General features: G+C 70.8%; 18 protein-coding genes and 1 tRNA gene. 8 read left to right on the top strand and 11 right to left on the bottom strand.

The window, feature by feature from the left end; translation table 11 throughout:
* The first annotated feature begins 17 nt into the window (after positions 1-17).
* Positions 18-2,624, top strand: a complete 2,607-nt coding sequence (locus tag ACFVU7_RS02780) for a phosphoribosyltransferase (RefSeq protein ID WP_388043963.1) — start codon at positions 18-20, stop codon at positions 2,622-2,624.
* The gene (locus ACFVU7_RS02775) at positions 2,624-3,457 is read left to right on the top strand and encodes an HAD family hydrolase (protein WP_074000779.1); all 834 of its coding nucleotides are present in this window, start codon (positions 2,624-2,626) and stop codon (positions 3,455-3,457) included. The genes ACFVU7_RS02780 and ACFVU7_RS02775 overlap by 1 nt, the downstream gene beginning before the upstream one ends.
* A gap of 42 nt (positions 3,458-3,499) precedes the next feature.
* Here ACFVU7_RS02775 and ACFVU7_RS02770 read toward each other — a convergent pair whose 3' ends face one another.
* Both ACFVU7_RS02770 and ACFVU7_RS02765 read right to left on the bottom strand, forming a co-directional pair.
* The gene (locus tag ACFVU7_RS02770) at positions 3,500-3,715 is read right to left on the bottom strand and encodes a zinc ribbon domain-containing protein (RefSeq protein WP_049659427.1); all 216 of its coding nucleotides are present in this window, start codon (positions 3,713-3,715) and stop codon (positions 3,500-3,502) included.
* An 84-nt stretch (positions 3,716-3,799) separates the two neighbouring features.
* Positions 3,800-5,209 (bottom strand): hypothetical protein, encoded by a 1,410-nt coding sequence (locus ACFVU7_RS02765; protein WP_388043961.1) that lies wholly within the window; start codon positions 5,207-5,209, stop codon positions 3,800-3,802.
* A gap of 145 nt (positions 5,210-5,354) precedes the next feature.
* On the opposite strand from ACFVU7_RS02765, the gene ACFVU7_RS02760 reads away from it, so the two are divergent.
* Positions 5,355-5,429 (top strand) — tRNA-Val (locus ACFVU7_RS02760).
* A gap of 109 nt (positions 5,430-5,538) precedes the next feature.
* Here ACFVU7_RS02760 and ACFVU7_RS02755 read toward each other — a convergent pair.
* Positions 5,539-6,183 (bottom strand): hypothetical protein, encoded by a 645-nt coding sequence (locus tag ACFVU7_RS02755; protein ID WP_388043959.1) that lies wholly within the window; start codon positions 6,181-6,183, stop codon positions 5,539-5,541.
* Positions 6,184-6,459: 276 nt separating this feature from the next.
* Positions 6,460-6,633, bottom strand: a complete 174-nt coding sequence (locus ACFVU7_RS02750; protein ID WP_074000782.1) for an integrase — start codon at positions 6,631-6,633, stop codon at positions 6,460-6,462.
* Between ACFVU7_RS02750 and ACFVU7_RS02745 the strand changes: the two genes are divergently transcribed.
* Both ACFVU7_RS02745 and ACFVU7_RS02740 read left to right on the top strand, forming a co-directional pair.
* Positions 6,632-7,363 (top strand): integrase, encoded by a 732-nt coding sequence (locus ACFVU7_RS02745; protein WP_338016239.1) that lies wholly within the window; start codon positions 6,632-6,634, stop codon positions 7,361-7,363. The genes ACFVU7_RS02750 and ACFVU7_RS02745 overlap by 2 nt on opposite strands.
* On the top strand, positions 7,360-7,497 hold the full coding sequence (locus tag ACFVU7_RS02740) for a hypothetical protein (protein ID WP_338016240.1): 138 nt from the start codon (positions 7,360-7,362) through the stop codon (positions 7,495-7,497). Before ACFVU7_RS02745 ends, ACFVU7_RS02740 begins: the two co-directional genes overlap by 4 nt.
* Before the next feature lie 361 nt (positions 7,498-7,858).
* On the opposite strand, the gene ACFVU7_RS02735 is transcribed toward ACFVU7_RS02740, so the two are convergent.
* From ACFVU7_RS02735 to ACFVU7_RS02705, 7 genes are all read right to left on the bottom strand, one after another.
* The gene (locus ACFVU7_RS02735) at positions 7,859-9,643 is read right to left on the bottom strand and encodes a DUF262 domain-containing protein (protein ID WP_241852704.1); all 1,785 of its coding nucleotides are present in this window, start codon (positions 9,641-9,643) and stop codon (positions 7,859-7,861) included.
* Positions 9,644-10,027: 384 nt separating this feature from the next.
* The gene (locus ACFVU7_RS02730) at positions 10,028-10,582 is read right to left on the bottom strand and encodes a hypothetical protein (protein ID WP_049654908.1); all 555 of its coding nucleotides are present in this window, start codon (positions 10,580-10,582) and stop codon (positions 10,028-10,030) included.
* 67 nt (positions 10,583-10,649) lie between these two features.
* Positions 10,650-11,087: a hypothetical protein gene (locus ACFVU7_RS02725; protein ID WP_074000783.1), complete on the bottom strand. Its 438-nt coding sequence runs from the start codon at positions 11,085-11,087 to the stop codon at positions 10,650-10,652.
* Positions 11,088-11,129: 42 nt separating this feature from the next.
* A complete protein-coding gene (locus ACFVU7_RS02720; RefSeq protein WP_074000784.1) occupies positions 11,130-11,927 on the bottom strand; it encodes a hypothetical protein in 798 nt (265 codons plus the stop codon).
* A 28-nt stretch (positions 11,928-11,955) separates the two neighbouring features.
* Positions 11,956-12,468 carry a hypothetical protein gene (locus ACFVU7_RS02715; protein WP_388043957.1) on the bottom strand — a complete coding sequence of 171 codons (513 nt, stop codon included), beginning with the start codon at positions 12,466-12,468 and terminating at the stop codon, positions 11,956-11,958.
* A 61-nt stretch (positions 12,469-12,529) separates the two neighbouring features.
* Positions 12,530-14,089, bottom strand: a complete 1,560-nt coding sequence (locus tag ACFVU7_RS02710) for a hypothetical protein (protein ID WP_387966213.1) — start codon at positions 14,087-14,089, stop codon at positions 12,530-12,532.
* Positions 14,090-14,178: 89 nt separating this feature from the next.
* A complete protein-coding gene (locus tag ACFVU7_RS02705; RefSeq protein ID WP_074000787.1) occupies positions 14,179-15,645 on the bottom strand; it encodes a pyridoxal-dependent decarboxylase in 1,467 nt (488 codons plus the stop codon).
* A 504-nt stretch (positions 15,646-16,149) separates the two neighbouring features.
* Between ACFVU7_RS02705 and ACFVU7_RS02700 the strand changes: the two genes are divergently transcribed.
* The 3 genes from ACFVU7_RS02700 to ACFVU7_RS02690 all read left to right on the top strand — a co-directional run bounded on the left by ACFVU7_RS02700 (position 16,150) and on the right by ACFVU7_RS02690 (position 20,394).
* Complete coding sequence (locus ACFVU7_RS02700) at positions 16,150-16,791, top strand: HAD family hydrolase (RefSeq protein WP_380742250.1); 642 nt, start codon at positions 16,150-16,152, stop codon at positions 16,789-16,791.
* 159 nt (positions 16,792-16,950) lie between these two features.
* A complete protein-coding gene (locus tag ACFVU7_RS02695; protein WP_388043955.1) occupies positions 16,951-17,679 on the top strand; it encodes a VIT family protein in 729 nt (242 codons plus the stop codon).
* 177 nt (positions 17,680-17,856) lie between these two features.
* Positions 17,857-20,394, top strand: coding sequence for an ATP-dependent Clp protease ATP-binding subunit (locus tag ACFVU7_RS02690; RefSeq protein ID WP_380742258.1), 2,538 nt, complete (start codon positions 17,857-17,859; stop codon positions 20,392-20,394).
* Positions 20,395-20,437 lie beyond the last annotated feature (43 nt).

Raw genomic sequence — 20,437 nt, 5'->3', positions numbered from 1 at the left:
CGGACACACCGACGGACATGACGAACGCACCCGTGAACGCCGGCCACGAACGCACCGACGAACGCACCATCGCACCACCGAAGGCAGGACCAGCAGTGACAGCAACACCGCAGACGTGGACCGGCCGTTGGGTCGCCGACCGGGCCGGGATCGCCCTGACCGGCTCCGAGCGCCTCCCCGAACTCGTCGGCCTGGCGCTGCGCTCGGGGAACCCCAAGCGCGCCCACCTGCTGGTCTCCACCGTGCTCGGCAAGCACGTGCCGCAGCGGCCCTCGGTGGTCCACAGCGCCGGGCTCGAACTCGGCCGCCGGGTCCGCGACCTGCTCGGCGCGGAGGCGGCCGGGCGGGCCGTCGTGCTCGGCTACGCGGAGACGGCCACCGGCCTCGGCCACAGCGTCGCCGACGGCCTGGACGCCCCCTACCTGCACTCCACCCGCCGGCCGGTGCCCGGCCTGGACCCGGTCGGCGGCTTCGAGGAGGAGCACTCGCACGCCACCTCGCACCTGCTGCTCCCCGCCGACCCCGGACTCCTCGCCGGCGACGGGCCGCTGGTGCTGGTGGACGACGAGTTCTCGACCGGACGGACGGTGCTCAACACCATCCGCGACCTGCACGCCCGCCACCCGCGCGGGCACTACGTGGTGGTCGCCCTGGTGGACCTGCGCTCCGCGGCCGACCGGCGCCGGCTCGATGAGGCCGCCGCCGAACTCGGCGTCCGGCTGGACCTGGTGGCCACCGCGAGCGGCGGCGTCGAGCTGCCGGAGGACGTCGTGGCGCGGGCCGAGCGGCTGATCGCCGAGGCGGCGCCGGCCGCCGCGCCCCCGGCCGGGGAGCCGCCGGCGGCCGGCCCCGCGCCGCTGGACCGGGTCGAACTGGACTGGCCCGCCGGGCTCCCGGACGGCGGCCGGCACGGCTTCACCGCCCGCGACCGCGCCCGGCTGGACGCCGCACTGCCCCGGCTGGCCGGGCAGCTCGCCGAGGCCCTGCCCGCCGGCGCGCGGCGGGTGCTGGTGCTCGGCTTCGAGGAGCTGATGTACGCGCCGCTGCGCCTGGCCGACGCCCTCGCCGAGCGGCTCGGCGGCGACCGCGTCCGGTTCTCCACCACCACCCGCTCGCCCGTCCTGGCGGTGGACGACCCCGGCTACGCCATCCGCACCCGGCTCGCCTTCCCCGCCCACGACGACCCGCGGGACGGCGGCTCGTCCGAGCGCTACGCGTACAACGTCGCCCCCGGCAGCGACCCGGCGCGGCGCTTCGACGCCGTGGTGCTGGTGGTGGACGACGTGGCCGACACCCCGGCGCTGCACGAGGGCGAGCACGCGTTGCTCGGCCAGCTGCGGCGGGTGACCGACCGGGTGGTGCTCGCCGTGCTGCCCTCGCACCGGCCGGTGCCCGTCGTGCCCGCTCCGCTCGCCGCGCCCTCGTCGCTGTCGGCGCCCGGGTCTTCGGAGTTGCCCGCGCCCCTGTACGGGCCGGCGTTCTCCTCGTACCCGGCCGAGGAGGTGGCCTGGCTGCTCAAGGACCTCTCCGGGGTCGCGCTCGAAGCCCCCACCGAGGAGCGCGAGGAGGCCGTCCAGAACGGCGGCGCCCACTACGCCGAATCGCTGCCGGTCGAGTACCAGCCCAGCCCCGAGTACCAGGAGCTGTTCCACCAGGCGCTGCGCGGCTCCGCCGGCCGGATCGCGCTCGCCGTCGGCACCGTCGCCGAGACGCTGCTGCGCGAGCGCGGCCCCGGGCTGGTGCTGGCCTCGCTGGCCCGGGCCGGCACGCCCGTCGGCATCCTGGTCCGCCGCTGGCTGGCCTTCGCCCACGGCCTGTCGGTGCCGCACTACGCGGTCTCGATCGTGCGCGGCCGCGGCATCGACCCGGTCGCGCTGCGGTACCTGGCGGCCCACCACCGGGCGCGGGACGTGGTGTTCGTGGACGGCTGGACGGGCAAGGGCGCGATCACCCGCGAACTGGCCGACGCGCTGGCCGGCACCGGCTTCGACCCGGACCTCGCGGTGCTCGCCGACCCGGGCCGCTGCGTGCGGACGTACGGCACCAGGGACGACTTCCTGATCCCGTCCGCCTGCCTCAACTCCACGGTCTCCGGGCTGGTTTCGCGCACCGTGCTGCGCGCCGGGCTGATCGGGCCGGACGACTTCCACGGGGCCAAGCACTACGCCGAGCTGGCCGGGAACGACGTCTCGGCGCTCTTCCTGGACGCGGTGGCCGCCCGCTTCGGCGAGGTCCGCGCCGCGGCGGTCGAGGGCGCCGACCGGCTCGCCGCCGACCCGCACCGGGAGCCCGACCGGGCCGGCTGGGCCGCCGTCGAGCGGATCAGCGCCGAGTACGGCATCGACAACGTCAACCTGGTCAAGCCCGGGGTCGGCGAGACCACCCGGGTGCTGCTGCGCCGCGTCCCCTGGCGGATCCTCGCCCGGCGCGGCGCCGGGGCGGACCTCGACCACGTCCGGCTGCTCGCCGCCCAGCGCGGCGTCGAGGTCGAGGAGGTGGACGGCCTGCCGTACACCTGCGTCGGCCTGATCCACCCCCGCTACAGCCGCGGGGCGACCGGGGGAGACGGGCGCGCGGTGGCCGACGGGGGCACCGTGACCGAGACGACGGGGAGGGAATCCTGATGGGTGTCCTGGTGGCCAGCGACCTCGACCGGACGCTGATCTACTCCGAGCGGGCCATGGCCCTGGCCGGGCCCGACCGGCTGGCGCCGAGGCTGCTCTGCGTCGAGGTGTACCAGGGGCGGCCGCTGTCCTTCATGACCGAGCGGGCCGCCGGGCTGCTCGCCGAACTCGCCCGGGAGGCCTGCTTCGTCCCGGCCACCACCCGCACGCCGGAGCAGTACGGGCGGGTCAACCTGCCCGGCCCGACGCCGGACTGGGTCCCCGCGTACGCGATCTGCGCCAACGGCGGGCAGCTGCTGGTGGACGGCGTGCCGGACGGTGACTGGCGGGCCGAGATCACCGCGCGGATAGCCGCCGGCTCGGCCCCGCTGGAGGAGGTCGTCCGGCGGCTCGCCCTGTGCGCCGACCCGGAGTGGACGCACAAGCGGCGGGTCGCCGACGAGCTGTTCGCCTACCTGGTGGTCGAGCGCGCCGCGCTGCCGGAGGGCTGGCTGGCGGAGCTGACCGGCTGGTGCGCCGAGCGCGGCTGGACGGTCTCCCTGCAGGGCCGCAAGGTGTACGCGGTGCCCGCGCCGCTCACCAAGAGCGCCGCGCTGGCCGAGGTCGTCCGGCGCCGCGGCGCGGACACCGTGCTGGCGGCCGGGGACTCGCTGCTCGACGCCGACCTGCTGCTCGCGGCGGACGCGGGCTGGCGCCCGGGGCACGGCGAACTCGCGGACAGCGGCTGGACGGCCCCCGGCGTCACCGCCCTGACGGAGGTGGGGGTGACGGCGGGGGAGGAGATCGTCCGGCGGTTCCTGGCGGGGGCGTCGGCCCTGCCGGTCGGGGGCTGACCCCCGGGGCCGGGTTCGGGTCCGGGTTCGGCTGCGGGTGGGTCAGCCGCAGCAGCCGCCGCCGCAGCAACCGCCCCCGCCCCCGGCGGGGGCCTGCGGGGCGGCGGCCGCGCCGCCCGTGACGGCGACGGTGGACAGCAGCTTCACGGTGTCCTGGTGGCCCTGCGGGCAGACGGCGGGGTCGTTGGCCTGGGCCATCGGGCGGCGGAGCTCGAAGGTGGCGCCGCAGGAGCGGCAGCGGAAGTCGTAGCGAGGCATACCGGCAGGGTACCGAGCGGGGCCCCTGCCGGCAGCCCGCTTCGGGTGCTTCCGGTGTGCTCGGTGCTTCCGGTGCTCTTGGTGCTACCGGTGGCCGCCGAGGTCCCCGCGGATCAGCTCGATCACCCGTGCCGCCGTGTCCCGCACCGCCGCGAGCTCGGTCAGGAAGTGCCAGTAGTCGGGGTGCCGGCCGGCCGCCTCCAGCGTGGCCACGGCGCGGTCCAGCCGGGCCACCGCCTCGTCCAGCGGGGCGGCGTGCCGCGGGTCCGGCGCGCTGCGCCCGGCCATCGCCAGCCGCTGCGCGTCCCGGATGGCGAAGCGGGCGCGCTCGATCTCCCGGTTGGGGTCGTGCTGCACCTCGTTCAGCTGCCGCAGCCGGTCGTTCGCCGCGAGCACCGAGCCGTCGGCGGTCTCCAGCAGCGCGCGGACCGTCCCGATCGCGGCGGTGGCGTCGGCCCAGCGCTGCTCGTCCCGGGCCCGGGCGGCCTCGGCGAGCTTGCGCTCGGCGGCCCGCCCGGCCTCCGCGACCTGGTCCGGCACCCGCTGGAGGTCCTGCCAGCAGGCGGTGCTGAACCGGCGGCGCAGCTCGCTCAGGGCGGGCTCGACCGTCTCGGCCTTGGTCTCCAGCGCCTGGATGCGGGTCCGCAGGCTCGCCACCCGCCGGTCGATCTCCCGCGCCCGCTCCGGCAGTTGTCCGGCGTCGGCGGCGATCGCCTCGGCGCGCTGCTTCACGTCCTCCGCGCGCCGCAGGGTGTCCGCGACCCCGTGCCGGGCCGGGCCCTCGTTCAGCCGGCCGAGCTCGGGCGCCAGTTCGGCGAGCCGGGCCGCCAGGTCGTCCGCCCGCAGGCCGGCGCCGCGCGCCCCGTCCAGCGCGGTGGTGGCCGCGAGCAGCGCGCGCTTGGCCTGCTCGACCGCCGGGGTGACCCGCATCAGCTGCTGCTCGGCGTGCTCGACGGTCGGCTGCAGGCGGCGCAGGAAGTCGTTCAGCTCCGCCCGGGCCGAGCCGAGCTGGCTCTTCACGTCCTCCAGCCGGCGCCTGGCCTGCGCGGCCGTGCCGGCGTCCAGGGTCTCGCTGTCCAGGTTGTGGGCGTCGAGCGCGGCGAGGTAGTTCACGGTGACCTGCTCGACCCGGCCGGAGATCGCCGCCAGGTCGGCCAGCGCGCGCTGCGCCGTCGGGCCCTCCTCGGCCGCGCGGACGGTCTCCACCGCGAGCTGCACCTCGCGCTGGGTCTCCTCCAGCTCGTAGAACGCCTCCTGGGCCGCCGCCCGGGCCTCCCGGGCCTGCGCCCGTCCGCCCTCGCCGCCGCCGCGCCGGCCCCACCAGCCGCCGGTTCCGGCGGAGGCCATCCCGACCGCGGCCAGCGCACCCGCCAGCGCCACCGGCACCACCAACGCGTCGGCCAGTGCCGCCCCCGCCCGACGCCGCCCCCGCCCGCTCCCGCCGGCCACCGTCACTGCGCGCTCCCTGCTCCGACCCGCTGATCCGGCCCCCATTCTCCCCGATCCCCCCGCCGGCCCGGCACCCCCTCCCACCCCGCCCGCCGCACGGCCCCGCCCCTCACCGGGCGCCCGTCCCCCACCACCTCCCGGGACCAGGTACCCTAGGCTCTCGTCGTGCGCCCAGTCGGGCCACGGCAGGGGGCGCGTAGCTCAGTGGTAGAGCGCTGCTCTTACAAAGCAGATGTCGGCGGTTCGAAACCGTCCGCGCCCACCAGCACGAAGGGCCAGTTCGGAGGCTTGATCCTCCCGAACTGGCCCTTGATCGTCTCCGCGCCCCTACTCGCCCCGTGCCAGCCCCGTGCCAGATTCTTCCGGCGAGGGCCTTAGCTCACCGGGGCCTGCTGCACGGCGTCGCCGTGAGTGGCATCTGAGCCCTGGGGCCTGAGCCGCTGCTCCCAGATCTCCTCCAACGTCTCCGCAATGACACCGAGCCGTTCCAGGGCCTCCTCCGCCATGTCGTCGTCGAAGATCCACGAGCATTGCTTGGAGTCGTCATCGTCAGCAATGAGGCGATGCGCAAATGCGTTCCGCCGGACCTTCAGCCACGAGATGTGCTCGGCGAAATCCGCCAGATCGCCTTCCCCCTGCCAACGCTCGGCCAGTACTTCGGCCTTTCGGGCCAGTCCAGCTTTGCGGAACCGGCGGTCCGTAGGTTCACACAGGATCTCGTTCATCAGCGCTTCAAGGGCTGCAGCGGCCGACACGATGATGATCCCGGCGCCGATCTGCCTAGTATCGGTGTCAAGGACGGATAGGGAGTCATCGAGCACCATGTCGCTCTCAGCTTCCCAACCAGGGACTCTGTGCTCACCGCTCTTTCGGAGGGTCGACAACGCCGTCGTCTCCTGGTCGACGGCCTCTCCCACCTTCCTGTGCAGCCAGGCGAGAGATGCCAAGTGCTGCTCGAAGACGATGAACTCCACACGCCCATAGCGGCTGAAGAAGTAGGGTTCGCTGTGTTCAAGCACGTATTGATCGACCGCACTCTCGTGCTGTCCAGATGTCGCTTCGACCACTGATGCGTCCCCTCCCCGAGCTTTGCGGTCGTTCAGCTTCCCACGGCCCGACACAAAGACGGGCTCATTTTCGATGCTTGGTGCGGTCCTTCGCTGTCGTCATGGATCTGGGCCACCGGAGAGGGGCTGGGACGGGACTCGGCGGTTCGAACGGTTTATGCCCGCCCACACGGTGGGCCAGTTCGGAGGCTGACCCATCCGAACCGGCCCTCGATCGTTTCTTGGCTCTTACTGGACCCGCGCGATCCTTCGCGTGCCCGATGCCCCCGGTGCCGGCCGTTCCCCGCCGAGCGCCTGGCGGACCGCTTCGCCCATCCGGTCGGCGATGGCCCGGTCCCGGTCGCTGGTCATGTGCTGGTAGATCAGCGCCGCCAGGGTGCTGCTGTGGCCCATCCTGGTCATGAGCTCCCGGGTGCTGGCCCCGTTTTGTGAGGCGAGCCGGGTGCATCTGGAGATCGCCACCGAACCCGCCCGCCAGGACCGCCCCAATGAGGACTTCGTCGCGGCCAGCCCGAGCGCCGTCGTCCTGCTCGACGGCGCCAGCACCCCGCCCGGATTAGACTGCGGCTGCTCCCACGGCGTGGCGTGGTTCGTCACCCGGCTCGGCGTCAACCTCCTTGCGAGCGTGACCAACCAGCCGGACCGCGCATTGACCGACTGCCTCGCGGACGCCATCACCACCACCGCGGCACTGCACCCCGAGTGCGACCTCACCCACCCCGGTACGCCGTCCGCCACTGTCATCGCGGTTCGCCTCACCGGCCAGGATCTCGAATACCTGCTGCTCGCCGACTCCACCCTGATCCTCGAACACACCGACCCCGCTGCCGGCCCGGCCGCCATCACCGACGACCGCGAAGCCCAGGTCGGTGCCGCGCTCCGGGGCTCCATGGACGCGGTCCCCACCGGCACGCCCGAACACGCCGACGCCCTCCGTGGCTACGTCGAGGCCATGCGCGCCCACCGCAACCAGCAGGACGGCTTCTGGGCGGCCACCGCCGACCCCGCCGCCGCGTACGTAACCCTCACCGGTAGCGTCCCGCGTGCCGACGTCACTGGCTTCACATGCTCAGCGACGGAGCGTCCCGACTGGTCGACCGCTTCCACCTCGCTGACTGGCCCGAGGCCTTGAAGCTCATCCGCGACCACGGGCCGGCCGCGCTCATCCGGGAAGTCCGCACTGCCGAACTCGGCGACATCAACGGCCAGCGCTGGCCCCGCGGTAAGGCTCACGACGACGCCGCCGTTGCGACCGTCACGCTGTAGTACGCGAGCCTCGAAGCCGTACCGGAGTCACTACCGAATTCCGCTCTACTAGGTCAAGGGCGCGCGCCCTGCGCGCGCCGCTGCCCCGCCCCGGGCGGCCGACGGCGGGCGTGCGGGCTGGCGCCCGGTCCCGGCGTGACCGCCCGGACAGGGGCAGCAGGGTGGCTGGGGCGGGCGGCTCCGCGGTTTTACCCACTCCCCGGCCAGGGACCCGCGTCGGGCAAGACCGGGGGGCCACTCGGCCAAACTGCGGTCAGGCCCAAAAGCCCTGACCGAGTCGCAGCAGCTTACGGCCCCCCGATCATGCTCGACCCCAGCCCGGGCAGGACACCGGCCAAAACCGCTCCGCCGCCTGCGGGGTCTAGCCGAAACTCTTCACTAGCGCCGCCACTTGCTTGAGATCTTTAATCTCTTCCGTAGAGGAGCCCCGGCGGGTGAAAATCCGGTCGTCGACGTAAGATACATCAGACTGGCCTGGAATTAGCATCCGAAGCACGGACAGCCCCTTATATTCGATCATGTCGATTCCGGAAAGAATCTGCGTAGCCAAGGGCTCACTGATTGGTTGCTGCGAAATTTTGGTGACGAATTTCTGGGTGTAGCTTTCCAGGGGGATTCCCTTTGATTTCGCCTCCCTTTCGATTCCAACGACATGATGCTGGCCCACCTTTACGGGCTCTACTCCGTCTAGTGACTGGATTCGAGTCGCGTCAGCATCCTTGTCTGCGACGCCGATGAATAGATAGCCCTCGACGCCTGGCTGCACATTGGCAATCGCACAGATCGTCTCGGCCAGCCGCTTGAAAATCGACTCGTCCCATTCACGCTTGTTGTCGAGTCGCAGCAGGCCCTGTTTGAACTCGTATCGGCTTGTTTCGATGCGAGATCGGCGGAGAGAATTTTCAAAGTCGAGCGCAAGTCCAGGGCCGTGTCCGAATGCCGGGGGGACCTTTGCAACGAAGTGTCGTTGAATCAGGCCGGTGACGGCATCAATGTTGGATACCCGATCCTCGGCCGAGGTGTAGTGGCGTGCAGTCTTCAGCCGCGGGCTGACGCCGCGCAGGGCAGAGACAATTGATTCGTAGTCGTCTGGAGACTTCTGCTGTCGGATGATCAGATCGAAAAATGACATGAAGATTGCATAGAAAGGCGTTCGAATCGGGTTGCCGCCAGTTCCGGGCCGGACAAGGTTCCTGAGTCCATTCGGCGAAGGAAGCTGTTGGTCCGCGACCTCTGTCAGCACGGAAAAGACAGACTGGATCTCTTCTTCTAGCCGGCGTGCGCCGTATGCGGCAAGGTTGCGCTCGATTCGCTTATGCTTCTCGCTCTCTGCATCGTATATGTCGTCAAACTCTTCCTTGCTTGCTGGAAATGGGCTTCCAAGGAGGATCGATGCCGCAATATCAGCGACCATCTGCTCGTCGTCGCCCTCGCGCAGCTGTTTCACGTTAAGGATTCCGTGGCGGATCCATACGGTATCTTCAGCCTTAACGCCGTATTGTTGCTTCTCGCGGGCCGAATCGATAGAAATGCTGGGCATATTGTGTAGGAGCAGAACGTCGTCGGAGACGTCGCCGCGAAGCGAGCTTGCTACTGTTCTGACCAGTTCTGAGAATGGGTTGATCATTCCAGCCTGTCGCTTCTCCTGGACACTAAGCTGCCGCCCGTTCGAATTGATTCGACTGAATACATTGGTAATTTGCTGCTCGGTTTGCGTGGGATAGATCGTAACCGCAAGTTGATAGTCGAGCAGGTTTGCACACTTTTCTGCTGGGAGTATAAATAGGGTTTCGGCTGGCTCGAATGACCCTGCATCTGCGGCCTGCCGGGCTCGCGCGCTCTGGTCCAAATCGAAATGCATGCCGTTGTAGTCGTACTTTTGCTCGATGAATGAGAAGATTGCGTCGAGTCTCTGCATTCCATCGATGATTTCGTACTTTCCGCTGCCGTGAATTTCCGGCCGCTCTGCGAGCAAGATCAGAGGGATTGGGTATCCATCCAGGATGCTGTCGATCAGCAACTGCTTCTCGCTTACGGACCAGACTAGCTTTCGCTGGTACCGCCTGTTGACCAATAGAGCGTCGTCCCTGAACAAGCGGTACGCCTCCTGGACGCTCATACCGCGCGGTGTGATGGAGACGTGCATGTCACTACTCAATTTTTGCTCCGGGAGGCTGGCAGGAACAGTGGGCGTAGCTTGGCACGTGTGTGGGGGCTGTGTCCGGAATATTGTGGAAGTGGCTATCTGTGCGTCAGGCCCTCGCGGTGGCTGGTAACCGCTAGGCCAGGCCGTGCCAGAGGCGTGCCAGATCGGGCGGTACATGGCGGTCAGTCATGGGCCCCGGCGGTGCGGTAGCCGGGGAATGGCCAGGCCAGGCGGGGCGCAGGTAGGGGCGGGTGGCGGACGCCAAGCCTTACAAAGCAGATGTCGGCGGTTCGAAACCGTCCGCGCCCACAGCAGGGAGCCCGGTGCCCCCGACCGGGATGGTCGGGGGCACCGGGCTCTCGTGGTGTCGGCGCCGGGGCCGGGTCAGACCTCGAGGACCCGCAGGGCGGGGTGGTCGACCGTGTTGAGGTAGAGCTTCTCCTTGGTGCCCTCCTGCTCCAGCTCGACGACCAACCGGTAGCGGTACAGGCCGGGCTTGGCGGTGCTGAGCACGGTGCCGGCCCAGTAGTAGTAGACCGGGGTCAGCGGGGAGCGCATGCGGTCGGGCATGCCGTAGATCTTGAGCTCGGTGAAGAGCTTCCGCTCGGCCACGTCCTCCTCGTCACCCAGTTCGGTGTCGAGGACCACGATGTTGTTGATCTTGGGCATGGGCGGCCAGGTGCCGTCCAGCCGCCGCTCCATGTCGAGCGGGCGGATGATCCAGTTGATCACCTGGCCCTGCTTGCAGACCGTCTCCAGCTGCCGGGTGCCCTGGCCGGACCCGCCGACGCTGTTGTCCATCATGTACATCGCGTCGCCCAGCGAGCGGTTGGCCGTGGCCCGCTCCATGTTCACGAGCGTGACGACGTTGAGCTGGACCGAGTTCAGCTGCCCGGGGTTCTGCTTCCCCTCGGTGGCGCTGCTTGCCGTGGTTGTCAAGGTTCCTCCTTCGAGCGCGCCGCTCCGGGCGGTCCACCCGCCCGGAGCCGTCCGTTGCGCGGAGCGGTCAGGTGGCCCGGCCGACCAGGACGGGCGACACGGTGGTGGTGATCGGCTCGGCCTGGGTGCCCAGCCGGAACCGGATCCGGTACGGTACGGGGGACGCGGCGTCCTTCTTCACCGTCCCGGTCCAGTAGGCGACGTCGGTGCCCGGGTACACCTTCCGGACCGGCTCGCACACCTCGTGGTCGATCTCGATCCCGTCGATGGCCACGTAGGCCTCGCACTCGAGCGCCAGCACGTTCCAGAGCAGCTGGTCGCCGGCCTTGACCTTGGTCCGCAGCTCCTCGGTGCCGAAGTCGGCGGACCCGCCGGCCTTGTTGGTGTCGTACAGGTACAGGTGGCCGTGGGTGCTCTGGGACGCCAGCATGCCCACGCAGTCCACCACCGCGGTGATCGAGATCGGGCGCTTCGGCGTGGTCTTCAGCCGTGGCTTGGTGGTCATCTACTCCTCCTCGTCCTTACGGGGACTTCCTGGGACAGCGGTTCAGCCGAAGGCGGCCGGGGCGATCGGCAGGTAGCCCACGCCCGCCCCGGTGAAGCCGTTCCGCTTGGGCTCTGCGGTGATCCGGAGCTTCGACTCGCAGGTGAGGTTGACCGGCTCCCAGGTCCACTCGCCCGCCCGCTGGATCAGCTCGTGGAGCTGGATCCGCATCTTGTAGCTGTACGTGCCGGGCCGGGAGGTGTCGATCGTCGCCGACCAGTACCAGCCGTCGGTGACCAGGTCCGGGGAGCCGTACTCGGCCGGGTAGATGATCTTCTCGTCCACCGCCTCGCCGAAGATGTCGGTGATCACCGGCGCCGGGTAGCTGTGGGTGTCCTGGCCGTGGTCGGAGACCACCCGGCCGGTGACGTCCAGGACCCGCTGCCCGGAGAGGGCCGCGGTGCGCGAGGCGCCGTTGACCCTGGTGCCGACGGTCTGCCGGATCCGGGTGAGCGCGGCCTCGGTGTCGCCGTTCGCGACCCCGGCCTTCTCGCTCAGGTTCGCGAGCTCCGCCAGCGCCTCCTTCTCGGCCGCCCGCGCCCGGGTGGTGTGGTAGCCGCGGGGCACCGTCGGGGGGATCGAACCGAGGCTGTACGGGAGCCAGTTGAGCACCTGCTCGCCGGCCTGCGAGCCGTCGCTCCAGTAGCTGCCGTTGATCGCGGTGACCAGCTCGCCGGTGCCCTGGTTCAGGGAGCCGTGGAGCTTCATGTTGTCGAACAGATAGGTGTTGCCGGTCAGCGTCCGGGACTCCAGCGCGTTGCCGACGTCCACGAGCACGATGATCGCCAGTTGTTGGGCCATGCGCCCACCCTCCTTGTCGGTGTTCCGCCTACAGGCACATCAGTGCGGGCGAGTCGATGTGCAGCACGCTGTGCTCGCCCTCGTACATCTGGAGCTCCAGCCGGTACCGGTACGGCACCCCGGGCACCAGGTACGGCGGGACCACGCCGGACCAGACGTTGAGGTCCAGCTGGCCGGCCGACACCCGGTGGTCGGCGGGCGCGGCGCCGTCCACGCCGTCCGCCGCACCGGCGTCCACGCCCTCGACCGCGGAGCCGGCCGGAGCGGCGGGGTCGACGCCGTACGCGTCCGCGCCCGCGGCCCCGTCCGCCGGCACGAAGCTGATGCTCCGGATCTCGACGGGCGTCTGCAGGTCCACCGCCAGGGCGGACCACTGGACCACCTGGCCGGGGACCACCACGGTGACCAGGTCGGGCGTCCCCTGGTTCTTGCTGTCGAACGACCCGTCGTCGATCAGGCAGAGGTTGCCGTTGAGCAGCGACTTGTCCGAGAGCGCGCCGATCACGTCCACCACGACGGCGATGTTCACTTGCGGTTTCATCCTCACTCCATTCCTCGAACCAACGTTCCGGAGCGGCGGTCGTACCGCCCCGCCGGCTTGGTCAGCCCCGGTCGCGCACCAGCGGCACCTTGCCGACCGACGTCCGCTCGATCTCCGTGGACGCCCGGGGCACGAACTTGACCAGGAACCGGTAACCGGTCTTCTCGATCGAGGCGGGGTTCGCCTCGCCCTGGTTGAACAGCGAGAGCGAGCGGGGCAGCGCGTTGACGAAGACGTGCTGGACGCCGTACGGGCCGAGCGCGGCGTCCATCCGGTACGTCAGACCGGCGACGTCGTCGACCGAGGCCAGCAGCGTGATCGTCTTGCCCTCGCGGTGGTTCACGAACTGGATCTCGTGGGCCACCACGTCCAGGTCCATCGCGGTGGCCTTGAGCAGGTCGTCCCGCAGCGCCTCGTACGCGCGCGGGGCCGAGTACTGGCTGTCGTTCAGGTGCAGGATGTCCCCGGTGCGGCCGGCGAACTCGAACTGGCCGGTCTTCAGCCCGGGCCCGTCCAGCCGGGGGCGGCGGATCATCCGGTCGCCCAGCTTCAGCCGCAGCAGCGGGGCCTCGTGCCCGTGCAGCCGGGTGACGACCAGCTCGCCCTCCTCGCCCTCGGCGACCCAGCGGCCCTTCTCGTCGACGATCTCCACCAGGTGCAGCCCGGGCACGGCCGCCAGGCAGGGGGACTCCTCCGTCAGCTGCAGCCCGATGGTCTCGGCCTGGGTGGCGGCGAAGTAGCTGAGGATCGACAGGTTCGGGTACATCGCCTTGAGCTCCGCCCGCTTGCGCTGCGGCAGCACCCCGCTCCCGTACAGCGCCACCCGGAAGCTCTCCTTGGCCTCCTGGCTCATGCCCGCGCCGAGCTCGCTGAGGATCGCGATGCCCGCGGTGATCCCCATCAGCGCCTTCGGGCCGGGGTAGGAGAACATGTGCTCCAGCACCGGGGCGGTGACCGGCCCCGCGCCGATGTAGTTGACCCCCGGCACCTGGGCCAGCACCCCGCCCACCATGGTGCCGCTGCTCCACATCTGGTAGTCGGCCAGCGTGGTGTACAGCCACTTGGGGTCGGTGCCGGGCAGGTACTTGGCGAGCTGGTAGGTGCCCATGAAGCGGCCGGCCACCTCGTAGGTGTCCCGCAGCTCCCGCAGCGAGTACACCGACTCCAGGGGCTTCCCGCCGCTGGTGCCGCCGCTGGCCACGATCTCGAAGCCGCCGCGCGCCAGCGGCACCACCATGCCCGGGCGCGAACCCATGAAGAACTCGCGCTGGGTCTCCTTGTCCGACAGCGGGATCCGCTGCCAGTCCTCGTACGTCTGCGGGGCGGCGTCGACGCCGGCGCCCGACAGGCGGCTGCGCCAGAGCGGGTTGAGCCGCACCGTGTTGACCATCTGCTGCAGGCGGCGCAGCACCAGGGCGTCCTGGAGCTCGTGCGACACCTCGCTGTACGGCGCCTGGCAGACCCGCTCGCACTCGCGGAGCTTGCTCGCGAACGAGGGGAGCTTCTCCACCGCGTCGACCGACTCCGGATTCAGCTCCCACTCGGGGATCAGCCAGCTCGCCAGTTCGTCGATGCCGCCGGGTGCCGCCGGCCGGTCGGGCGCGACACTCACTGCACTCATCGTCAATTCCCCGTCCTTCTGTTGTTCACGTGTTCAGGTGCCGTCGTTCGTTCGGCAGGGATTGTTCGGGCACGGTTCTTCGGCGGCCCTCAGCGGGCGTCGGCCAGGAGGTCGGTACCGACCCGCCTGATCTCACCGAGCAGCATCCGGAAGTGTTCGGCGGTGATCTGGTGGTTCATCATCACCACGCGCAGGGCGGCTACCCCGTCGATGTTCACCTTGGAGATGAAGAAATTCCCCCGGATTTTGATCCGGTTCCTGATCGCCACCTGGAGGCGGTGCACGCCGTCGTCCGGAAGTTCTGCCGGTCGGTAGCGGAAGCACAGGATGTTGGCCTCCGGGCGGTGCAGCGTCTCGAAATCCGGCTCGTCCAGGAGAATCCGGTGGATTTCCCCGGTCAGGTCGCAGAGGTACTCGATCTTCTCGGCGAACAGGGCCGGGCCGTAGACGGACCAGAGGGTCCACAGCGGCATGATCATGGGCCGCTTGGTGCACTCGAAGTTCCGGGCTCCGCTGTCGAGCTCGGTGTAGCGGTCCGGCTCCTCGTCGAAGACGTAGCTGGCGCGCTGCTGGAAGGCCCCGAGGCTGTCCTCCTTGTTCCGGTAGAACAGCAGCGTGCAGGGTGCCGGGACGAACATCATCTTGTGCGCGTCCCAGGCCACCGAGTCGACCTTCTCGATGCCCCGCAGCTTGTGCCGGAGCCGGTCGGAGACCAGCAGGCTGGCGCCGTGGGCGCCGTCCACGTGCAGCCAGATGCCGGCTTCCCGGGCGATGTCGGCGAGTCCGTCGAGCGGGTCGAAGGCGCCGACCGAGGTGGTGCCGGCCGAGGCGACCAGGGCGAACACCTTCAGCCCCCGCTGCTCGGCCGCCGCCAGGGCGGGCCGCACCTGCTCCAGGCAGATCTGCTGCTCCGCGTTGATCGGCAGGCGGACGATCTGCGACTCGCCGATCCCCAGGATCCCGGCCGCCCGCGAGACGCTGTAGTGCACGTCCGCGCCGACCGCGATGGCCGGGCGGGGCAGACCGTCCCCCGACGGACTGCCGTCCGACCAGAAGCCGGGGAACATCTTGTTCCTGGCCGCCAGCAGCGCGGTCAGATTGGCCAGCGACCCGCCCGAGGTGGTCACCATGGCGAAGGAGTCCGGTTCCCACCCGATGAAACGGTTCAGCTCCTCGGCCATGATGCGCTCCGCCACGCTGGGCAGCTGGCCCGCCTCGTAGAACGAGGACGGCTGGTTGACCACCGAGCTGACGAAGTCGACGACCCCGCCCAGCGGCACCACGCCCGAGAACTGCCGGCCCATGTACCCCGGCGAGTGGACCTGGATCCCCGTCCTGATGTACAGGTCGGTGATCGCGTCCAGCCGCTTCTCGTCGAAGGCCGCGATCTTCTCGCGCTCGGAGGTCATCAGGGCCCTGGCGGCCAGCGTCAGCGTTTCGGGGTCGATGAGTTCGAGCCCTCTGATCGAGGAATCGGCCAGATGGCTTTCGAGCCGGTTCAGTACCGTCTCGGAATTCTCCCGGAACAGCTCGGGGTCGAACGTGTCCGCCGGCATTCCGCCGTCGCACGGTTTTCCGACCCCGGGAGTTGCGGAGCGACTCGGCTTCTGAGCGCCGAGCAGCGATCCGACTCCGCTTTTTTGCTCGATCGTCTTCTGATTCGAGCGAGATTCCACCATAGGAGCCCCCCAATGGCCCTTGTTGAGGACATCGAGACTTTCCCTTTCCGGAACGGTGCATGTCCAGCTGGGTCACTCCAACGGGTGAATCTTCGTTTTTTATCGGCGTTCGATTGCGGCCCGTCGCCGGACGACTCCGGTGTGTGACATCCGGTGTTGTTGCTGGCCAGAGCGGCAGGGCGGCTTGTCACATTTCGAACATTGCAATCGAACGCCAAGGTTGTTATTCGAACGCCAGCCGGGAATGTGCCGTTTTGGCCCCCGGGTCCGCCCGACGGGCCGATTCCGCCCCTTCTGGCCGGTAACGGACCAGGACCGCCGCCCGGTCCTCGTGCCGCACCCGCTGCGGGGGCCGGCGATCCCGGGTGATAGGGAGGTGGGATGGCTGAGGTGGCTGAGGTGGCGTTCGACGCGGTGCTGTGCGATGTGGACGGCGTGATCCGGTTCTTCGACGGGAGCCGGGTGGCCGCGCTGGAGCGGGCGGCGGGACTGGCGGAGGGGAGCACGGCGGAGGTCGGGTTCGCGCCGGAGAACGACCTCCCGCTGCTGCTCGGGCGGATCGGGAAGGCGCAGTGGGTGGACTCGATCGCGCGGGGGCTGGCCGGCCGGGTGACGGACGCACAGGCGCGCGCCCTGGCGCAGGCGTTCGCGGACTCGCCGTTCCGGGCGGACGAGGCGGTGGTGGGGCTGCTGCGGCGGGCCCGGGAGCACTGCCGGGTGGTGCTGGTGACCAACGCGACGGCGTGGCTGGACGAGGACCTGGCGCTGCTGGGGCTGACGGACCTGGCGGACGAGGTGGTGAACAGCTCCCGGGTGGGCAGCGCCAAGCCGGACCGGCGGATCTACGAGATCGCCGCCGAGCGGGCCGGGGCGGCGCCCGAGCGGTGCCTGTTCGTCGACGACCGCCAGGAGAACGTGGACGCGGCGGTGGCGCTGGGCATGACCGGGGTGCGCTACCGGGGGCCGGAGGACCTGCGGCGGGCGCTGGCGGCGGTGCTGGACGGGCGGGGGGTGTCGGGTTGACGGGGTGCTGGGCTGAGGGGGCTCGGGCCGGCGGGCGGTGCTCGGGCTGAGGGGGCTCGGGCCGGCGGGCCGTGCTCGGTGGCGGGCGGCGGGTGGCGGGGCCGGGGGCGCCGGGCGAGGATCGGGAGGACCGGTCGGACCCCTGGGAGCGGTGGGCGGATGGCTGAGCAGGTCGGGGAGCACGTCGGGGAGCAGGCCGGGGGGTCGCGGGCGGAGCTGTCCTCGCGCCTGAACTGGCTGCGCGCGGCCGTGCTGGGGGCCAACGACGGCGTGGTGTCGACGGCGGGCATCCTGACCGGCGTGGCGGGTGCGGCGGGCTCCCGGACGGCGCTGCTCGCGGCCGGGGTGGCCGGGCTGCTGGCCGGGGCGATGTCGATGGCGGCCGGCGAGTACGTCTCGGTCAGCACCCAACGGGACACCGAGCGGGCCGCGTTGGCGCGGGAGCGGCGGGAGCTCGCGGAGGACCCGGAGGGGGAGCTCGACGAGCTGACCGACTACTACCGGGGCAGCGGGCTGGCGGACGGCCTGGCCCGGGAGGTGGCGACGGCGCTGACCGAGCGGGACGCGCTGGCCGCCCACGCGCAGACCGAACTCGGCATCGACCCCGACGTGTTGACCAACCCCTGGGAGGCGGCACTGGCCAGCGCGGCGGCGTTCACGCTGGGCGCGCTGGTGCCGCTGCTGGCGGTGCTGCTGCCGCCGGAGTCGTGGCGGCTGGTGGTGACGGTGGTGGCGGTGGTGGCCGCGCTGACCCTGTCGGGCTGGGCGAGCGCCCGGCTGGGGGGTGCCGGTCCGGCCCGGGCGGTCCTGCGCAACGTCGTGGGCGGGTTGCTGGCGATGGCGGTGACGTACAGCGGTGGCGTGCTGCTGGACCAGGTCACCGGGTGACCGCGAACCCCCGGCCGTACGAGCGGACGGGCGGACGGGCGGACGGGCGGACCACCGGACCGTGGCGGCGGGGCCCGGGCACGCCGGGTGACGGCCCCGGTCGGCTCGACGGGCGGGCCGGTCCGCCCTGTGTTTGTGTGGCTGCAAACCGCTTGGGAGAGGTGACTTGCCGTGACCATGCCCCCGTTCGGATCGAACGATCCGTTCTCCGACCTGCTCAGCCGGTTCTTCGGGATGAGCCCGCTGGCCTCCCCGCCCGCCGTGCAGCGGGTGCCGATCGGGCGGCTGCTCAGCGAGTCCTCGCAGGAGCTGCTCGCGCTGGCCGCGCAGCGGGCGGCCGAGGACGGCTCCAGCGACCTCGACACCGCGCACCTGGCCTGGGCGGCCACCCGGGTGGACCCCTCGCGCCGGATGCTGGAACGGGCCGGCATCGACCCGGACCGGCTCTCCGGCGACCTGGAGCACGCCCTGCCGTCCGGCAACCCCGACACGGTGGACGGCCGGCCGGCGCTCACCCCCTCGGCCAAGCGCGCGCTGCTCGCCGCGCACGCCCGCTCGCAGGAGGCCGGGGCCTCGTACATCGGCCCGGAGCACATCCTCGGCGCGCTGCTCGACCAGGAGCGCTCGGGCGCCGGGGTGGCGCTGCGCAACGCGGCGCCCTCGCAGGAGGCGCTGAAGTCGGTGCTGGAGGGGCGCGGCACCGGCGGCGAGCGCAGCAGTACGGGCGCCCACCCGAGCGAGACGCCGACGCTGGACGAGTACGGGCGCGACCTCACCGAGGAGGCGCGCTCGGGCCGGCTGGACCCGGTGGTGGGCCGGGCCGAGGAGATCGAGCAGACCGTCGAGATCCTCTCCCGGCGGACCAAGAACAACCCGGTGCTGATCGGTGAGCCGGGCGTCGGCAAGACCGCGATCGTCGAGGGCCTGGCCCAGCGGATCGTCTCCGGGGACGTGCCGCAGAGCCTCAGGGAGAAGCGGGTGGTCACCCTCGACCTGACCGCGCTGGTGGCCGGCTCCAAGTACCGGGGCGAGTTCGAGGAGCGGCTGAAGAACGTGATCGACGAGGTCACCGCGGCCGAGAAGAGCGTGATCCTGTTCCTGGACGAGCTGCACACCGTGGTCGGCGCGGGCGGTGGCGGCGAGGGGTCGATGGACGCCGGCAACATCCTCAAACCGGCGCTCGCGCGCGGTGAGTTGAGCGTGGTCGGCGCGACCACGCTGGACGAGTACCGCAAGCACGTGGAGAAGGACGCCGCGCTGGAGCGCCGCTTCCAGCCGGTGCTGGTGCCCGAGCCGAGCGTCGAGGAGACGATCGAGATCCTCCAGGGGCTGCGCGACGCGTACGAGGCGCACCACCAGGTGCGGTTCACCGACGAGGCGCTGGACGCCGCGGCGACGCTCTCCGACCGGTACGTCAGCGACCGCTTCCTGCCCGACAAGGCGATCGACCTGCTGGACCAGGCGGGTGCGCGGGTCCGGCTGCGCAGCCTGAGCGGCTCCACCGAGGCGACCGGGGTGCGGGACCGGATCACCAAGCTGAAGCGGGAGCTGGACGAGGCCGTCGCGGACGAGGAGTTCGTCCGGGCCGCCAACCTGAAGACCGAGCTGCGGCAGACCGAGGACGAGTTGGCGGCGGTCGCCGAGTCCCGCGAGGAGGTCGTCGACGTGACGGCCGACGACATCGCGCAGGTGCTCTCCTCCCGGACCGGCATCCCGGTCGCGGAGCTGAACGCGACGGAGAAGGAGCGGCTGCTCAAGCTGGAGGACCACCTGCACCAGAAGGTGATCGGCCAGGACGAGGCGGTCACCGCCGTCTCCCAGGCGGTGCGCCGCGGCCGGGCCGGGATGGGCGACCCGGAGCGCCCGACCGGCTCCTTCCTCTTCCTCGGGCCGACCGGCGTCGGCAAGACCGAGCTGGCGAAGGCGCTGGCGGCACTGCTGTTCGGCGACCCGGACCGGATGATCCGCTTCGACATGAGCGAGTTCCAGGAGAAGCACACCGTCTCCCGGCTGGTCGGCTCCCCGCCCGGGTACGTCGGCTACGAGGAGGCCGGGCAGCTGACCGAGGCGGTGCGCCGCAAGCCGTACAGCGTGCTGCTCTTCGACGAGGTGGAGAAGGCCCACCCGGACGTCTTCAACCTGCTGCTCCAGGTGCTGGACGACGGGCGGCTGACCGACTCCCAGGGGCGTACGGTCGACTTCCGCAACACCGTGGTGATCATGACCAGCAACATCGGCTCGCAGCGGATCCTCGACCACGCGGGCAACGTGGACGAGATCCGAGACGACCTGATGCGGGACCTGCGGCAGCACTTCCGGCCGGAGTTCCTCAACCGGATCGACGAGGTGATCGTCTTCCACGCGCTCACCCGGAAGGACCTGCTGTCGGTGGTGGACCTGCTACTGGAGCGCAGCCGGCGGCGGCTGCGGGCCCAGGACATCCGGCTGGAGGTCACCGAGGCGGCCAAGGAGTACCTGGTCAACCGGGGCTACCAGCCGGAGTTCGGGGCCCGGCCGCTGCGCCGGACGATCCAGTCGGAGCTGGACAACCGGATCTCCAACCTGCTGCTGGACGGTTCGGTGCGGGAGGGGGACACCCTGATCGCGGAGGTCAGCGACGGGGAGCTGGTGGTCACGCTGGCGCGGCCGGAGGCCTCGGCCACCTTCGAGGAGGCGGAGGCGAAGGCCGCTGCCGCCGCTGCCGCCGAGGGCTGATCCGGTCGAGGCGGGCCTGGTTCGGGCGTACTCCAGGGGGAGT

Source organism: Kitasatospora sp. NPDC058046, from assembly GCF_042885595.1.
GTDB lineage: Bacteria > Actinomycetota > Actinomycetes > Streptomycetales > Streptomycetaceae > Kitasatospora.
Note: the sequence above shows the minus strand (reverse complement) of the source record. Positions and strands in the feature narration are given on the sequence as shown.

Excerpts from the sequence above, each read along its gene's own strand:
- ACFVU7_RS02780 (WP_388043963.1), top strand. The coding sequence starts at position 18 with ATGACGAACGCACCCGTGAACGCCGGCCACGAACGCACCGACGAACGC.
- ACFVU7_RS02775 (WP_074000779.1), top strand. The coding sequence starts at position 2,624 with ATGGGTGTCCTGGTGGCCAGCGACCTCGACCGGACGCTGATCTACTCC.
- ACFVU7_RS02770 (WP_049659427.1), bottom strand. The coding sequence starts at position 3,715 with ATGCCTCGCTACGACTTCCGCTGCCGCTCCTGCGGCGCCACCTTCGAG.
- ACFVU7_RS02765 (WP_388043961.1), bottom strand. The coding sequence starts at position 5,209 with ATGGGGGCCGGATCAGCGGGTCGGAGCAGGGAGCGCGCAGTGACGGTG.
- ACFVU7_RS02745 (WP_338016239.1), top strand. The coding sequence starts at position 6,632 with ATGAGCTCCCGGGTGCTGGCCCCGTTTTGTGAGGCGAGCCGGGTGCAT.
- ACFVU7_RS02750 (WP_074000782.1), bottom strand. The coding sequence starts at position 6,633 with ATGACCAGGATGGGCCACAGCAGCACCCTGGCGGCGCTGATCTACCAG.
- ACFVU7_RS02735 (WP_241852704.1), bottom strand. The coding sequence starts at position 9,643 with ATGCACGTCTCCATCACACCGCGCGGTATGAGCGTCCAGGAGGCGTAC.
- ACFVU7_RS02725 (WP_074000783.1), bottom strand. The coding sequence starts at position 11,087 with ATGACCACCAAGCCACGGCTGAAGACCACGCCGAAGCGCCCGATCTCG.
- ACFVU7_RS02720 (WP_074000784.1), bottom strand. The coding sequence starts at position 11,927 with ATGGCCCAACAACTGGCGATCATCGTGCTCGTGGACGTCGGCAACGCG.
- ACFVU7_RS02715 (WP_388043957.1), bottom strand. The coding sequence starts at position 12,468 with ATGAAACCGCAAGTGAACATCGCCGTCGTGGTGGACGTGATCGGCGCG.
- ACFVU7_RS02710 (WP_387966213.1), bottom strand. The coding sequence starts at position 14,089 with ATGAGTGCAGTGAGTGTCGCGCCCGACCGGCCGGCGGCACCCGGCGGC.
- ACFVU7_RS02705 (WP_074000787.1), bottom strand. The coding sequence starts at position 15,645 with ATGCCGGCGGACACGTTCGACCCCGAGCTGTTCCGGGAGAATTCCGAG.
- ACFVU7_RS02700 (WP_380742250.1), top strand. The coding sequence starts at position 16,150 with ATGGCTGAGGTGGCTGAGGTGGCGTTCGACGCGGTGCTGTGCGATGTG.
- ACFVU7_RS02695 (WP_388043955.1), top strand. The coding sequence starts at position 16,951 with ATGGCTGAGCAGGTCGGGGAGCACGTCGGGGAGCAGGCCGGGGGGTCG.
- ACFVU7_RS02690 (WP_380742258.1), top strand. The coding sequence starts at position 17,857 with ATGCCCCCGTTCGGATCGAACGATCCGTTCTCCGACCTGCTCAGCCGG.